Annotated in this window: 17 protein-coding genes; 3 read left to right on the forward strand and 14 right to left on the reverse strand. The window is 72.1% G+C overall.

Translation table 11 applies throughout. The features are described 5' to 3' along the window. Positions 1 to 47 precede the first annotated feature (47 nt). A complete protein-coding gene (locus HUT19_RS19395) occupies positions 48 to 947 on the reverse strand; it encodes a LysR family transcriptional regulator (RefSeq protein WP_176181685.1) in 900 nt (299 codons plus the stop codon). A gap of 84 nt (positions 948 to 1,031) precedes the next feature. On the opposite strand from HUT19_RS19395, the gene HUT19_RS19400 reads away from it, so the two are divergent. Next, on the forward strand, positions 1,032 to 1,916 hold the full coding sequence (locus tag HUT19_RS19400) for a PhzF family phenazine biosynthesis isomerase (RefSeq protein ID WP_176181686.1): 885 nt from the start codon (positions 1,032 to 1,034) through the stop codon (positions 1,914 to 1,916). A 21-nt stretch (positions 1,917 to 1,937) separates the two neighbouring features. Here the strand turns inward: HUT19_RS19400 and HUT19_RS19405 are convergent, their stop codons facing one another. The 11 genes from HUT19_RS19405 to HUT19_RS19455 form a co-directional block, all read right to left on the reverse strand. Continuing rightward, a complete protein-coding gene (locus tag HUT19_RS19405) occupies positions 1,938 to 2,849 on the reverse strand; it encodes a hypothetical protein (RefSeq protein ID WP_176181687.1) in 912 nt (303 codons plus the stop codon). Positions 2,850 to 2,984: 135 nt separating this feature from the next. Beyond that, positions 2,985 to 4,088: an ABC transporter ATP-binding protein gene (locus tag HUT19_RS19410; protein ID WP_176181688.1), complete on the reverse strand. Its 1,104-nt coding sequence runs from the start codon at positions 4,086 to 4,088 to the stop codon at positions 2,985 to 2,987. Beyond that, positions 4,085 to 4,960: an ABC transporter permease gene (locus tag HUT19_RS19415; RefSeq protein WP_176181689.1), complete on the reverse strand. Its 876-nt coding sequence runs from the start codon at positions 4,958 to 4,960 to the stop codon at positions 4,085 to 4,087. Before HUT19_RS19415 ends, HUT19_RS19410 begins: the two co-directional genes overlap by 4 nt. Further along, entirely contained in the window at positions 4,957 to 5,793 is an 837-nt protein-coding gene (modA, locus tag HUT19_RS19420) for a molybdate ABC transporter substrate-binding protein (protein WP_176181690.1), read from the reverse strand. Before modA ends, HUT19_RS19415 begins: the two co-directional genes overlap by 4 nt. Before the next feature lie 63 nt (positions 5,794 to 5,856). Further along, complete coding sequence (locus HUT19_RS19425; RefSeq protein ID WP_176181691.1) at positions 5,857 to 6,246, reverse strand: molybdopterin-binding protein; 390 nt, start codon at positions 6,244 to 6,246, stop codon at positions 5,857 to 5,859. 313 nt (positions 6,247 to 6,559) lie between these two features. Then, a complete protein-coding gene (tgmC, locus tag HUT19_RS19430) occupies positions 6,560 to 7,753 on the reverse strand; it encodes an ATP-grasp peptide maturase system methyltransferase (protein ID WP_176181692.1) in 1,194 nt (397 codons plus the stop codon). Next, positions 7,750 to 8,715, reverse strand: a complete 966-nt coding sequence (tgmB, locus tag HUT19_RS19435) for an ATP-grasp ribosomal peptide maturase (protein ID WP_176181693.1) — start codon at positions 8,713 to 8,715, stop codon at positions 7,750 to 7,752. The genes tgmC and tgmB overlap by 4 nt, the downstream gene beginning before the upstream one ends. Beyond that, complete coding sequence (gene tgmA, locus HUT19_RS19440; RefSeq protein ID WP_176181694.1) at positions 8,715 to 8,975, reverse strand: putative ATP-grasp-modified RiPP; 261 nt, start codon at positions 8,973 to 8,975, stop codon at positions 8,715 to 8,717. The genes tgmB and tgmA overlap by 1 nt, the downstream gene beginning before the upstream one ends. 348 nt (positions 8,976 to 9,323) lie before the next feature. Beyond that, positions 9,324 to 9,512: a hypothetical protein gene (locus HUT19_RS19445; protein WP_176181695.1), complete on the reverse strand. Its 189-nt coding sequence runs from the start codon at positions 9,510 to 9,512 to the stop codon at positions 9,324 to 9,326. Continuing rightward, on the reverse strand, positions 9,512 to 10,105 hold the full coding sequence (locus HUT19_RS19450) for a hypothetical protein (RefSeq protein WP_254885656.1): 594 nt from the start codon (positions 10,103 to 10,105) through the stop codon (positions 9,512 to 9,514). Before HUT19_RS19450 ends, HUT19_RS19445 begins: the two co-directional genes overlap by 1 nt. Positions 10,106 to 10,207: 102 nt before the next feature. Further along, entirely contained in the window at positions 10,208 to 11,413 is a 1,206-nt protein-coding gene (locus tag HUT19_RS19455; RefSeq protein WP_176181697.1) for a helix-turn-helix domain-containing protein, read from the reverse strand. Between the two features lie 646 nt (positions 11,414 to 12,059). Between HUT19_RS19455 and HUT19_RS19460 the strand changes: the two genes are divergently transcribed. Both HUT19_RS19460 and HUT19_RS19465 read left to right on the forward strand, forming a co-directional pair. After that, complete coding sequence (locus HUT19_RS19460; protein WP_176181698.1) at positions 12,060 to 13,688, forward strand: cellulose-binding domain-containing protein; 1,629 nt, start codon at positions 12,060 to 12,062, stop codon at positions 13,686 to 13,688. A gap of 203 nt (positions 13,689 to 13,891) precedes the next feature. Further along, the gene (locus HUT19_RS19465; RefSeq protein ID WP_176181699.1) at positions 13,892 to 14,236 is read left to right on the forward strand and encodes a YbaY family lipoprotein; all 345 of its coding nucleotides are present in this window, start codon (positions 13,892 to 13,894) and stop codon (positions 14,234 to 14,236) included. A gap of 76 nt (positions 14,237 to 14,312) precedes the next feature. On the opposite strand, the gene HUT19_RS19470 is transcribed toward HUT19_RS19465, so the two are convergent. Together HUT19_RS19470 and HUT19_RS19475 are read right to left on the reverse strand one after the other, a co-directional pair. After that, entirely contained in the window at positions 14,313 to 14,540 is a 228-nt protein-coding gene (locus tag HUT19_RS19470) for a hypothetical protein (RefSeq protein WP_176181700.1), read from the reverse strand. Beyond that, entirely contained in the window at positions 14,537 to 15,034 is a 498-nt protein-coding gene (locus HUT19_RS19475; protein ID WP_176181701.1) for a hypothetical protein, read from the reverse strand. The genes HUT19_RS19470 and HUT19_RS19475 overlap by 4 nt, the downstream gene beginning before the upstream one ends. Positions 15,035 to 15,052: the final 18 nt, after the last annotated feature.

The following is a 15,052-nucleotide window of genomic DNA, read 5'->3' on the forward strand; positions in this document are numbered from 1 at the left end:
TGAACCGCCACGCCACACCGCCGCGCCGAGCCGCCGCACCGTTGCGCTCACCCGGACATCAGCCGCGTCAGCTCGTCCGCCACCGCCCGCGCCGCCGGGCTGGTCCAGCGGCGGCGGTGCCGGGTGAGCTGTACGGGGACCGGCGGGACGACGGGTGCGTGGACCTCGGCCAACGCGCCCTCGGCGAGCTGCCGTTCGACCACCGCGCGGGGGAGGAGCGTCAGCCCGAGACCGGCGGCCACACACGAACGGGCGGCCTCGATACTGCCGAAGCGGGTGAGCCGGGGCGCCGGACCGGGCAGCGCGAGCAGGGTGCGGACGAGGTGGTCGCTGTACGAGCACCCCTGCTCATGGACGAAGAAGCGCTCCCCGGCCAGCTCCTCCCAGCCCACCGCGCGCCCGGCCAGCGGGTGTTCCGGGCCGGAGAGGCAGACCAGGGGTTCACGGGCGATGGCGTGGGCGGTGAGCTCGGTGTCGGTCACCTCCGGCTCCAGCAGCAGCACGAGGTCGAGCCGTCCCGAGCGCAGCCCCTCCACGGCCGCGTCGGTGCCCGCAGCGTGGAGTTCGAGGTCGATCCCGGGGTGGCTGCGGCGCAGCGAGGCGATGACACCGGGCAGCCGGGACGCGCACAGGGACTCGCCCGCGCCCAGGGTGACCCGGCCCTCCACCGCGCCGTCCGCGGCGTCCCCGCTCCCGGCCGCCGCGGCCGCGCGCAGCCGGGCCTCGGCGTCGAGGACGTCCTCGGCCTCCTCGAGCAGACGGCGGCCGGTACTGGTCGGGAGGGTTCCGGAGGGCAGCCGGTCGAAGAGCCGGGTACCCAACTCCTTCTCCAGCGTACGGATCTGGACCGTCACGGTGGACTGGGCGAGATGGAGTTCGGCGGCGGTGGCGGTGAAGCTCCCGGTCCTCGCCAGGGCCGCGAACGTCCGCAGGAGTCGGGTGTCCACCTCTCCAGGCTATCGCGATCGTCGATGGGAGTCAGCGAAAGGAATCGTTGGACACGATGACCAGGGGGCGTAACCATGGTTGCCATGACAACCGCACCGCTGAACCACCTCCCCGATGTGCTGCGCTACTCCGCCTTCACCACCGACCCTTCGGGCGGCAACCCCGCCGGTGTGGTCCTCGACGCCGGCGACCTCGCGCTCGACGACGCCGCGATGACCGCCGTCGCCGCCCGGCTCGGCTACTCCGAGACCGCGTTCATCACCGAGCGGGACGAGGCCGCGCGCCGCTACCGGCTGCGGTTCTTCAGCCCGCGCGCCGAGGTGGCGTTCTGCGGCCACGCCACCGTGGCCACGTCCGTCGCCCTCGCCGAGCGCGACGGCCCCGGTGAGCTGGTCTTCGACACCGCGTCGGGGGAGATCCGGGTGCACACGGCGACGGACGGCGACGGTCCGCCGCGCGCCAGCCTGACCAGCGTGCCCACCCGGTCCCGCCCGGCCGAGGACACCGAGCTGGACACGGCGCTGACGGCCCTGGGCTGGTCCCGGGACGACCTCGATCCGGCGCTGCCCCCGCATGTCTCCTTCGCGGGCAACGACCACCTCGTCCTCGCCGTCGCCACCCGGGAGCGGCTGGCCGCCCTCGACTACGACGTCGCCGCCCTGGAGGAGCTGATGACCCGGCGCGGCTGGACCACCGTGCATCTGGTGTGGCGCGAGGCCCCGGACCGCTTCGGCTTCCACGCCCGCGATCCGTTCCCGGTGGGCGGGGTGGTCGAGGACCCGGCCACCGGCGCCGCGGCCGCGGCCTTCGGCGGCTATCTGCGGACCCTGGGCCTGATCACGGAGGAGACGCGGGTACGGATCCGCCAGGGCGAGGACATGGGCCGCCCCAGCGACCTCCTCGTCGAGGTCGCACCCGATGACCCCCGGGTCCGGGTCAGCGGCCAGGCCGTTCCGATCCCGTCCTGAGGCCGGGTCCGGGGAGCGGGGTCACAGCGGGCCGTAGGCCGTGCCCTCCTCGTTGAGGAGGACGTACGACGGGCTGAGGGCCATCGCCTCGCGGGCCATGTCCAGCAGCCGGGCACCCGACGGCAGCGGGGCCAGGCCCAGCCGCTCGATCAGCTCGGCGCGGTTTCCGGCGAGGTCCTCGATACCGCAGTCCTCGCTGTACTCGGCGTCGAGGGAGGCGAGCAGGGCCTCGGTCTCCCGGTCGTCCGGCTCCCGCCCCCTACGCTCGAGTTCGCCCAGCGCTTCGCCCCAGCACGGCGCCCCGATCAGCAACTGCAACGCCGCGATGAGGCCGGTGCCGACGATCCCGGCCGAGCCCTCGGAGTCGGCGTGGAGCACCGGTCGTTCCTCGCCGCCGTCCCCGCACAGGAAGTACGAACCGCCTCCCGCGTCCTTGCCGATCCCCTCCAGCGCGGCACCGGACGCCAGCCGCACCGGCTCGACGTGCTCGGAGAAGCGGGGGTCGAAGTCGAAGGGGTACGTGGCCAGTTCGGCGGCCCGGGGGTCGTCGCGCAGCCGGTCGAGCGGGGAGCCGGTTCGGTTCATGGGCCGGACCCTACCGACCGGCCCCGGCACCGGCTCCCGCCCGGCCCCGCGTACGTACAGCAGCGCGGCACCCGTCACCACCGGCGGCCACAGCAGATACCGGCCCGACATCACCAGCGGGAACACCACCCCGACGATCGCCGCGGACGCCGCCGTACGGCCCTTGCCGCGGCGCGGCGGCAGCCGGATCGCCGCGGCCGCGCCCACCGCGTACACGGTCACGAAGGACCCCGTGGTCAGCAGCACCAGCGGCTGCGGGCCCAGCCCCGTCACGGCCGCCAGCAGCAGCCCGGCGAACGCCGACGCGCTCCGCACCGGGGACGGCACCGTGTGGACCTCGGCGGGCACCGGCGCCGTGATCGACCTCCGCCTCCAGCTGGTGCGCCGCGACCACGGCTCGGCGGGCCCGACGAGGTGGCGGGTCTCCCCGCACTCCTACCGCCAGGTGTTCCGCCATCGCGCGGCGGGACGCTGGAGGGGTTCTCAGGCCGGATAGGCGTGGGTCTGGGCGGCTTTGAGGGTGGCCCAGACGGTACGGCCCGGCTGGAGGCCGAGTTCGGCGACGGCCACGGTGGTCAGATCGGCGAGCAGGGGCAGTTCGCCGGTGAGCTCCACCCGGATCTGGTCGCCGTGCGACTCCAGCCCCGCCACCTCGGCCCGCCAGACGTTGCGCGCGCTGGCGTCGGGGCGGTCGCGGTGCAGGGTGACGGCCGAGGGCGGGAAGGCGACGAAGACCGGGCCGGTGAGGTCCTCGGTGATGGTGATGGCCGTACCGCCGTCGAGCGCCACGGTGTGGCCGTCGGCCCGCCCCTGGTAGAGGTTGAGCCCGACCAGGCTGGCGATGTAGTCGGTGCGCGGGCGGCGGGAGATCTCGGCCGGGGTGCCGTCCTGCACCACACGGCCGTGTTCGACGACCACCAGCCGGTCGGCGAGCACCATGGCGTCCAGCGGGTCATGGGTGACCAGGACCGCCACCGCCTCGAAGTCGGCGAGGTGGCGGCGGAGCTGGGCGCGGATGTCCAGGCGGGTACGGGCGTCCAGCGCGGCCAGCGGTTCGTCGAGCAGCAGCAGCCGGGGCCGGGTGGCCAGCGCGCGGGCGAGCGCGACCCGCTGGGCCTGGCCGCCGGAGAGTCCGCGGGGCTTGGCGCCGGTGTGCGCCTCCAGGCCCATCCGGGCCAGCCAGTCGGCGGCCTCGGCGCGCGCCTCGGCCTTGGACAGGCCGTGGCAGCGGGGGCCGAAGGCCACGTTGTCGAGCGCGGTGAGATGCGGGAAGAGCAGATAGTCCTGGAACACCACGCCGACCGGGCGGGCTTCGGGCGGGGTGGCGATCCGCCGCTCCGGCTCCTCCAGCAGGCGGCCGTCCAGCCGCAGCGATCCGGCGGTGAGCGGGGTGAGTCCGGCGAGGGCGCGCAGCGCGGTGGTCTTGCCCGCGCCGTTGGGGCCGAGCAGCGCCACCACCTCGCCGGGCGCGGCGGTCAGCGGAAGCTCCAGCCGGAAGTCGCCGCGGGCCACGACAAGATGGGCGTCGAGACCTTCGGCGCCGGTCCGCCGCGCGGCGGGCGTGGTGCGGGCGGGCCGGGTGCTCATGAGGCGGCCATCCACCGGTCGCGCAGCCCTGCCAGGACCGTGACGGAGACGGCGAGCAGCACCAGGCTGAGGGCGATGGCCGCGGCCGGGTCGCTCTGGAGCGCGAGATAGACCGACAGCGGCATCGTCTGCGTACGGCCGGGGAAGTTGCCCGCGAAGGTGATGGTGGCGCCGAACTCGCCGAGCGCCCGCGCCCAGGCGAGCACGGCCCCGGCGGCCACGCCCGGCGCGATCAGCGGCAGGGTGACCCGCCGGAAGGCGGTGAAGCGGGACGCCCCGAGGGTGGTGGCGGCCTCCTCGTAGCGGGGGTCGGCGGCGCGCAGGGTGCCCTCGACGCTGATGACGAGGAACGGCATCGCCACGAACGCCTCGGCGACCACCACCCCCGTGGTGGTGAACGGCAGGGTGATGCCGAACGCCGAGTCCAGCCAGCGGCCGACGACGCCGTTGCGGCCCAGCGCGAGCAGCAGCGCCACGCCGCCGACGACGGGCGGCAGCACCAGCGGCAGCGTGACCAGGGCCCGCACCAGCCCGCGGCCGGGGAAGCGGGCGCGGGCCAGCACCCAGGCCAGCGGCACGCCCAGCACCAGCGCCACGGCGGTCGCGGCGGTGGCGGTGATCAGCGACAGCCGCAGCGCCTGCCAGACCGCGGCGCTGGTCAGCTGCTCGGACAGACCGCTCCAGGGCGCCCGGAGCAGCAGTGCCACCAGTGGCAGCACCAGGAAGGCGAAGCCGCCGAGCGCGGGCAGCAGCAGCGGCACCGGGACCCCGGCCCGGGTCCGGCGGACCGTACGCCGGGGCCGCGGCCCGCCGCTGAGCCGCTCGGCGGCCTCGCCGGTGGTTCCGGTGGCTTCGGTGGCTTCGGTGGTCACGGCTTGAGGAAGCCCGCCCCGCTCAGCACCTTCTGGCCCCGCGCGGACTGCACCAGGTCGACGAAGGCCGTCGCCGCCTTGGCGTTCGGCGCGTTCTTCAGCGGGACGATCGGGTAGTCGTTGAGGGCCTTCGCCGACTCCGGGAACTCCACCCCGGCCACCTTGCCGCCCGCGGCCTTCACATCGGTCTTGTAGACCACGGAGGCGTCCACCTCCTTCAACTCCACCTTGGTCAGGGCGCCCTTGACGTCCTGCTCGTAGGAGACGGGCGTCAGCTCGAGGTGGCCGGCGTCCAGCGCCTTCCGTGCGGCGGCGCCGCACGGCACCTCCTCGGCGCACAGCGCCACCTTCGTCCCGGACCGGGTGAGGTCCTTCAGGCTCTTGATCTTCTTCGGATTGCCCGGGAGGGTCGCGATCTCCAGCTGGTTGCGGACGAAGGTGGCCGGAGTGCCCTTGGCGTCCTTGTGATCGGTGACGGTCTTCATCGTCTTCGGGCTCGCGGCGGCGAACACATCGGCGGGAGCGCCGGAGGTGATGCTCGCCGCGAGGGCGTCGCTGCCGCCGAAGTTGAACGTCACCCTGGTGCCGGGGTGTTGCTTCTCGAAGGTCTTGCCGAGCGCGTGGAAGCTCTCCTTCAGCGAGGCCGCCGCGAAGACCGTCACCGTGCCGGACAGCTTGTCCGAGGAGGAGCCGGAGTCCGCCTTCCTGGAGCTGTCGCCGGAGTCGTCCGAGGAACCGGAGTCGTCCGAGGAACAGCCGCTGAGCGTCAGGGCCGCCACGGCGAGGCCGCCGACCACGCGCAGGGCACGACGGGATGCGGAACGGGTGGTCACAGGGTCTCTTCCTCTCTGCCGCACCGGGCCCGGACCTTCACGATCCGGCCACGGCGCCCGGGTTCACGGTCGTTCCACGACCACATTGGTCGACTTGATCACGGCCACCGCGGGGACGCCGGGCTCCAGCTTCAACTCCTCCGCCGACTCCCGGCTGATCATGGACACCACCCGGAACGGCCCCGCCTGGATCTCCACCTGCGCGGACACATCGCCGAGGATCACTTCGGTGACGATCCCCCCGAAGCGATTGCGGGCCGAGGAGCCGGAGTTCTCCCGCTCCGCGCTCCGGGCGACCTCCCGCGCGAACGCGGCCAGCGCGGGCCCCGGCACCATCCGCCGCCCCTGCTCGTCCCGCTCCGCGGCCAGCCGCCCACTGTCGACCCAACGTCGCAAGGTGTCGGCGCTGACCCCCAGCAGGGCCGCCGCCTCGCCGATCCGGTACCTGTGCATCTGGCCATCATGGCGCATCTGCGAGGAGAAAGTCATCCGTCGGATCGCATAAGGCAAGCGATCGGGGCATGGCTCCTCGCATGTACGGAAGGACAGCACTTCACTGCTCCGCTGCCCGGATCACCTTCATTGCCTCCTTCGTGCAGGCGGACGTACGGCCGCGGGGCTTTACAGACGGTGTCCAGTTCTGCCGGGAGCCGCCACAGCGGGCCACCGTGGTGGCGCCCGTTGCCTGGCCTGGGTAAGCCCCGGCCCTCCGCCTCATAGAGGCGACTGGAGGGCCGGGGCAGTCGCGTCCGCCGGGCGGTGCCCATCAGTCGCTCAATGGCTGGTGCCGGTGCTTCCAGCGGAGGGCCGGTTCCTCACCGATCCGGTAGGCGTGTGCCTCGGGGGTGACCTCCATGCGGACCGTGCTGATGTCCGGTTCGCCTGCGTCGTGCCAGGCGGTCAGGGTGCTTTCGATGGCGTCCCAGATGGTCACGGGACCGCCCTGCCGTACGGTCCACTCGTCACCGTCTGCGGTCAGCGCGGCGAACGCTTCCCGGCCGGTGTCGAACAGGTACACCGTCTCTCGGCTGTCGCTGATGGTACGTACGAGCTGGGCCCCGGGGGCGGCGAGCTGTGCCAGAAACGCCGGCATCCAGTCGTTCAGCACGTTGGGGGAAAGACCGGTCTTGCGCTCGGTGTCCGGGTAGGCGGCGCGGGCCGTGAGATCTCCGGAGAGAGGAACGACGGCTTCGGCGCGGGCCGGCATGAACGAGGTGCGGCCGATGATCCGGCCCGACGCCGTGCTGTCCTCGTTGACCGTGAGCTTGGCCAGACCGGTGCCGTAGGTCCAGGCGCTGGGGCCCACCGTGGCGAGGATGATCCCTCCGGGCTTGGTCTGCCTGATCCATGCGTAAGGGATGCGCCGTACGGCGCAGGTGGCGATGGTCCGGTCATACGGTGCGCGGCGGGGGTGTCCCAGGAGTCCGTCCCCGGTGATGGTCCAGGTGGAGTATCCGGCCACTTCCAGGGCTGCGTCCGCGCGCTGTGCGACGGCCGGGTCCACTTCCACGGTGGTGACGCTGTCCTCTCCCAGCCGGTGGCACATCAGGCCGGTGGAGTACCCCGTTCCCGTGCCGATCTCCAGGACGTTCATGTTGTCGTCCACGTCCAGGGATTCGAGCATCCCGACGACGGTGGAGGGCATGGTGGAGGACGAGGTGGGGAAGCCGGTTACCGGCCTGTCGGCGGCCTCGGCGGTCAGGTGGCCGTCGATCTGGGTCACCCATGTGTCGTTCTGGTAGACGAGGGCCAGCCATTGGCCAGGGTCGGTGTCGCGGCTGACGGGGGTGTAGTGGGTGAGGCCGTCCGGGCCCGTCTCGTGCTTGAAGAACATGGGAAGGAACAGTTCCCGGGGGACGGTTTCCACGGCTTTCCGCCAGGCAGGCGTCTTCAGGACGCCGCCCTCTTCCAGGTGGTCAGCCAGAGCGCGGCGGAGACGTACGGGGTCGAGTGGGTTCACGGTGTGGCTCCTTGCTCCAGGAGGTCAGCGAAAGCGGCGGCGATCGGTAGCCCGGTTTCGTCTTCGAGCCAGCCCCATTGGCCGTTGGGGTTCAGCTCCAGCCAGTGGAAGTCACCGTCATGGGTGATGCACAGGTCAAAGCTGCCGGAGGCAAGGCCGAAGTGTTCCAGGTGGGCGGTCAGGGCTTTTTCCATCCGGGTCGGGAGGGTTATGGGCCTGTAGGTCAGGGCGCTGTAATCGGCCCGCCAGTCCAACAGATCGGAGTCGATGCGGATTGCGAACACCTTCGGGCCGACGACGACCACCCGCAGGTCCGCGACCTTGTTGATGCGGGCTTGGAACAGGTGCGGGACCACCGTCACGCTCTCGTCCACCTCGTCGGCGGTGACCGGTTCGGTCCAGGTGGTCAGCCCTACACCGTCGCTGCGCCGGTAGGGGGTCCAGCGCAGTGCCTTGTAGATCACGTGCTCGTGTTCTGCCATGAACGCACGGATGCCGGCCAGGTCGTTGGAGATCAGGGTGGGTGGGACCGTGAGGCCGAGGCGTTCGGCCACGGCCAATTGCAGGGGCTTGTGTTCCGCCGCGTAGTTGTGGAGCGGGTGGTTCACGTAGCGGCAGTGCGGCAGGGCGTACAGGGTGCCGCCTAGGCCGTGACGGACCTGGGCGGTTGAGAACCCGGCGTCCGGGTCGTCCAGGTGCTCGAAATAGGGCCAGGTGGGGCGGCGCCAGTAGACGGACCGCACCCCCTCCAGGGCGGTGTTCCTGGAGGGGGTCCGGAGGTGGCCGACGGGGGTGGCCGCCGGGCTGGCGCCGAACCGGGCCGACAGTAAGAGGCGGTCACCGATGTCGGAGGGGTCGAACCGCACCACGGGGACACCGCGCTGATTCAGTTCGGTGATCACCATGTCGGCGGTTGCATCGTCCACTTCGGTGACGACCGCGACCGGTCCAGCGTCGGTCATCAGTCCTGCTCGCTGTCCTGGTCGTGGTCGGTGTCGTTGCGGCTGTCCTGGTTGGTGGACTGCGGTTGCGTCTCGGTGCCCTTGCTCGTGCCGTGCTTGCCCATCTCCACGACGCCGCCCCGCGAGTCGCGGAAGACGGTGGTCTGGGTGGTGGGGTCGAGTTCGGCGGTGGCGTATCCGGGCTGGTAGGTGCTGGGGTAGGGACGCATCCGGCTAATGCCCCAGGGGATGCGCGGTTGGGCCGTCGTAGTGGTCTGCATGGGTTCCCTCTCTCTTCCGTTTCCTGTGTGTGGTGCACCGCCCGCGCCGGGACGGACCCCCGGGTGGGCATGGAAAGGGGATTCGGTTATATCCGGCAGGGGTGGAGATGAGGTCGGGGCCTTCAGGCCCTATTGACGCTGGATGTGGAGGTTGGCAATCGCCAGTAGCTGTCACTGCTCCCGCTCCGTGGCTGGCCGAACGGAGTCACAGCGAGACCACCAGGCAACCACCCCGTCTACGGGGTCGTGTCGCCCGCGACGCACAGGGCAACGACTGCGGCCAGTGAGGCGAACACCGCAGCGACGATGACCCCGGCGCGGGCGATACGGACGAGGCGAAGGGCGGCGCTACGCATCGGGGTTCTCCTCGCGCTGCTCGCGCGTGGCAGCGGTGTACGCGGCGAGGAGGGCCCCGCCCGTCCCGCATCCCGCGCCAGGCGTCAGGCACGACGGGCAAGCCGAGATGTGCTTGATGACCGCGTGCCACGCCTCCTCAACCTGGGTGGCGGTTGCGGCTGCGGTCTGCTGGGTGGCCATCAGGCTCCGGCCCCCTCGCGGGCGCGGCGCAGGGCGGTTACCAGCGCTTCCGCGTCGGACGGCGGGTAGTCCCGGGCGTGCCGGGGGCAGGCATACGTGATCCCGCCGCCGAGACTGCCGCCGTGCTCCTCGCCGACGATGACCGGCTCGTCCGTCGGCAACTGGCAGCGGTGGCACAACTGTCGGCCCTCGACGCGGGGGCCGAGTTCGGCATGGTCCGCGGCGGCCAGGGCCTCCCACAGGCGCTGGGCGTCGGTCAGGTACCGGCCGGGCCCGAGCGGTACGCGCCAGTGCGGGCGCGGGCCCTCACGCCAGTCGGCAGAGGGCACACCGAGATACGTCACTTCGTCGACCAGCGCGGTGAGCACGCGGACTTGGCGGAGATTCCAGCTGCGGGCGGAGCCGACCGCGACGAGCCAGTACAAGGTGCCGTAGGTGTCCTGGATGACGGCCCCCGACTCCGCCCCGAGGTGCTGGAGGGCGCGTTCGCCGACGGGCTGCGCCACGCGGACGGCGTCCCAGTGACTCCCGACGGGTAACGGCTCGACGCCCCCGGAGGGAGGCGGCTTCCAGGGCAGGGTGCGGCTCGTCATGGTCGACTCCATGCAACGGTCTGTGTGCTGACCGTCACATCGTGCCGAGCGGTCGGGGCGTCAGTGTTCCTTGATACGGAACAATGGCACCCCTTCGCGCTGCTACATGCCGACCCACGCAGCGAGCGACGACAAGGACTCAGGCGCCCGTCGCTGCCGACGCACCAAGGTGCCGATCGTCTCTCGCACCAGAGGGTGGTACCGGGCCTGCTGCGGGGCCACCCGGCGAGCCCGGACCAGGAACCGTTCGGCAGGTTCTGCCTTGCCCATCTGGGCGTAGGCCCGGGCCATCTCGATGTAGTACCGGCCGACCCGCATCCGAGGATGCGTCTCGGGGAAGTGCAGCTTCTTCGACAGCTTGACCGCCTCGCCGAGTTCACCGAGCTCCACGTTGGTCGCGACATCGAAGTGCTGCACGTTCGTCAAGCCGAACGAGGACCAGTACACCTCCGGCACATCCCGGCCAATCTCCTTGGCGGTCTCGTGCGCGAGACCCATGTATCCGGTGACGGCATCAGCGTCTTTGGCCTGGGCGGCCGCGATGGCCGACGCGAGATGCAGACTCCCGGTCACGGCCAGGGCATCCACGTCTCCGGGCCGCTCGACCTGATCGACCAGATCGTGGCCGCGCGCGATGACCCGTAGCGACATCTGATTGTTCCCGCGCCGGAGCAGCATGCTGGAGCGCTTGTTCAAACGGATGGCGAGCAGCAGCGGGTCCTGCGCCTGCTCGGCCATCCAGCCCATGCGCTCCAGCGCGGTAGACGCCAGATCGTGGTAGCCGACCCGGTAGGCGAACTCGTAGGCGACCCAGTAGCACCAGCTCAGCGACGAGGCCGCGCGCCGGTACTCCTCGCCCGGAGGCAGGAGGCTGACCATCGTGGTGAGTTCCCCAAGGAGGCCAGGCAGCTTCGAACCAATGTCCCTGTACTCCGTAGCGGAGGCCCCGGCGCACAGTGCCCTGACGTCGCCCTCGACTTGGCCGATGAGCCGGGGGGCGATGTGAGGGTCGGGTCCGAGGTCGTAGAGATCCAACGCCTCCGACAACGGGGAGATGAGGCGATCGAGGTGGTCTTGCTGGAGCTCCGAGATGTACGGCTGGCCGTTGAGCACGGCGACATCGACCTGGAGGACTCGGGCGACGGCGGCCACGACCGAGGGTGTGGCCGGCGCCAGACCCCGCTCGACCTTGGCGATGGTGCTGCGGGCAAGGAACGCGCGCTGAGCGAGGGCAGTCTGGGTGAGCTGGCGCAGTTTCCGGTAGTCCGCGATTCGAGCGCCGATGTGTTCCTCATTGCTCTGTGGCATGCTGAACTCCGTTCTGACCTAGACGCTCAGAACGGTACCCGCGGCCGGCTACCCGGGTACGGCTGATCGGTCCCCACCCTGGTGGGGACCGTCGTGCTTTCCGGGCATGGCGAAGGCGCCCTCATCCCGCCCAAGGCCACGGAGGCACACCGGCATTCCCCGGGGCCCTACGCCCTACCGCCCCCCTGGCCGGATCACTTTCATTGCCTCGGGCTACTGGTGGTTGATGCAAACACTTTGGCATAGGGTTGGGGGAAACGGTCTTCCGCGTCGAACCACCCCCTGATCCACCGCCGGACGCGGCGCTCGGCGACTCCTCCTTCCGCCGGTCCCCCGCCGCTCCCCCACCGCGGCGGCCCGGGCCCCCGTCCCGGGTCGCCGCACAGGGGTTTCGGTCCCGAACGGCCGGAGTTAACCTCGATCCGACCGCTCGAACAGCCCGTCAGGTGGGGCCACCCCCGCCCCACAGGGACTCCTCAGATTTCCTTGTCAGCCTGCTCACACCCGTGAAAGGCTCGGCGCACCCCATAAGGGGAACCCCTAACTCCGAGGCAGTCCCGTGCTGTTGGCTGCCACTCCGCGGCCTGATGTGAGAGGGTTGCCCCCGGCGGGGGCGCCGCTGTTCATGAGTGAGGAATCTGCGCCCATGTCCCACCACTCATCTCTCCGGAACGGCGCGAACGTGCCGCTCGGTCACGCCGCCCCTCCCTCCGAGGGGCCCGACGCCGAGGTCTCCGCGACCGCCCTGCTCAACGCCTACTGGGATGCCGTCGCCGACTACGCCGAACTGTGCACCACCAGCCCCGAGAACGGTATGCGGCTGGCCACCGAGGCGTTCCGGCGCGGTATCCGGCAGGCCCGCAACCTCCGTACCCGCGGCTGGCAGCGCCTCCCCTGGCTGCCGCTGCTGCTGGCCGCCGTGCGGAAGACCGCCGCCGACTGGAACGCCAACCGCCACGGCGACCGCCTCAACTCCGATCTGCGGCTCTGGCTGGGCTCCGACCAGGCGGCCCGCTACGCCGTGCCGCGCCGGGAGCAGCCGCTCGCGCTGCGCGGGCTGCGGGACCTGCCGGAGGCGGACGGCGCGCTGCTGTGGTCGGTCGAGGTGGAGTCGCGGTCCGTGGAGGCGGTCGCCCGGGAACTGGGCTGCGACGCCCTGACCGCGGCCGAGGAGATCGACCGGGTCCGCCACGCCTACCGGGAGCGCTGTCGGCGCAACCATGTGGAGTCCCTGACCGCCGGGGAGTGCGTCAGCTACGCCAAGCTGCTGGACGCGGCGACCCGTTCGCCCGACGCCCCCTCACCCGCCGACCTGTGGGACCACCTGGCGGGGTGCGCACGGTGCCGGGAGGCCTCCGCCTGTCTCTATCTGCACGGCGGCGGACTGCCCGGCGCGCTGGCGGGCGGAGTGCTCGGCTGGGGCGGGCACCCGTATCTCGAACGGCGCCGTCTGGTCGCCGCACAGGCCCCCGGCGCCCAGCCCACCCGCTCGGCGGCGACCCCGAACGCCGTCCGGCCGCGCTTATGGGAAAGGCTGCTGGACCGGTTCGACATACCGTGGCTCAGACGGCTGCGCGGCAGGGTCGCCACCGCGGGCGGCCGGGCCGTCCGCGGACGGCACCGCAGAACCCGGACCACGGTGGCGCTGTCGGCGGCCGCCGTGGTGCTGCTCGCCGGACTGGCCACGCTGGTCGGGCCGGACTCCTCCGAGGACGAGGACCGGGACAGCGCCGGACCGCGGGACCCGGGCACCGCCTTGCCGAACGGGGTGCCCCCGGGGACGGCGCCGGAAGACACGGACCGGCCCACCACCCCCGAACCGTCCGAGGACAAGGGCAACCACGACAACAAAGGCGATAAGGACCGCAAGAAGCCGGACGCTCCGCGCTCCCCCCGTCCGTCGCCGACGGAGCACACCCCCGGGCCCGGTGCGGACCACCGGCCCGAGGATCCTCCCAAGCCGCCCGCCTGCACGGCGGGGTACGAGGTCGTCGAGTCCTGGCCCGACGGTTTCGAGGCCGAGGTCACCGTCACCTCCCGCAAGGCCCTGGACACCTGGCGGGTCAGCTGGACGCTCCCCGGCTCCCAGGAGGTCAAGCATCTGTGGGACGGCGAGTACACCCAGGACGGCGACCGGGTGACCGTGACGGCGAAGAGCTACAACGCGCGGGTGGAGGCGGGCGGCACGATCTCCTTCGGCTTCACCGCCGACAAGGAGGGCGATGTGCGGGCGGCCCGCGGCTTCGCCCTCGGCGGCAGCCCCTGCTCGGCCTGATGCCCGACCTGATGCCCGACCTGAGCCGGCCGCTCTGACCTGCGGACATAGACACAGGTCCGAGGCCGGGCCCGGGCCGCTCCCCGGGCGGCGGGCCACCCGGATGGGCGTATCAGACCTCCGGCCGCGGGCGAACCTGTGGCGGAATGCGGGGGAAGCCCTCCTTCCCCCACGGTGAGGTGAGCGATGAGCGGCGGCCCGGCATGAGCAGCGTCCTGAGCGGCATCGTGTCCCTGCCCGCCGACACCCCGGTGGGACAGGCGGCCCGGGTGGTGGTGGAGGTCCGCAATGTGTCCCGCGCGGACATGCCCTCGTCGGTGGTGGGCGCGCAGGTGCTCACCGATGTGCCGCTGAGCCCCGGAGGCCATGTCCCCTTCAGCGTCAAGGTGCCCGGTGAGCTGGTCCCCGGGGACGCCTACGGACTGCGGGTCCACGTCGACGTCAGCGGCACCGGGTTCCTGGAGCGCGGCGATCTGGTGAGCGCCCACGCCAATCCGGTGCCGGCCGGGTCCGTCGCCGGGCTGATCGCCCCGGTCAGCAAGGTGTGAACCGGCGGGGCGCACAGACGGAAGGGGCGGGTGCGGGGCGGACCCTCAGCCCGCCCGCACCCGCGCGCCTCCGCCGTCATCCGTTCTTGTCGGCGTCGGCCTCCGCCGCGCTCGCGGCCGACTCGGCGTCGTCCACCAGCCGGTTCAGCTCGGCGAGTTCGGAGGACGACGGGGCCGGATCGGTGGCCGACGGGGTGGCGCCCGACGACGTCCCGGAGCTGTCCGAGCCGCCGCCGCAGCCGGTGACCAGCGCGGCGCAGAGCACCGCGGCGGCGACCGCGGCCCCCGCCGTACGGCGGGTCACGACGCGGATCCGTGGTGGTGCGCGGTGCACCACTTCTGGACCTTCGCCAGGTCCTTCTGGCGCTTCTCCAGGGTGGGGACGAGGGCCTTGCGGAACTTCAGCCGGTCGTTGAGGAAGGTGGCGATCTCGGTGTGGCCCGCCTTCTTCGCGTTCTCGGCCCGCTTCTTGACGCGGGCGATCGAGCCGCGCCGGGTCTCCGGGCCGCGCAGCCGCTTCAGGGCCCGCTCCAGCCGCCTGTCGATCTTCGGGGCGCGCTTGCACAGCGCCTTGGCGCCGTCCCCGGTCACCTTGCCGCCCTTGCCCCTGCCCTTCGCGCCCTTGCCGTCGCCACGCTTGCCGTCGCCGCCCTTGCCGTCGGCTCCCGTGCCGTCGGCGTTCGGGGTGGCCGCCGGGCTCGAGGCCGGGGCGCTGCCGTCCGCCTGGGCGAGACCCGCCGTGCCGAGTAGGGCGGCGGTGGCCGCGAGGGCCACGGCCGCGCTCTTTCCGCGGTGCATGGTGTCGTCCTTCCGTAG

It is taken from the genome of Streptomyces sp. NA02950 (genome assembly GCF_013364155.1).
Lineage (GTDB): Bacteria > Actinomycetota > Actinomycetes > Streptomycetales > Streptomycetaceae > Streptomyces.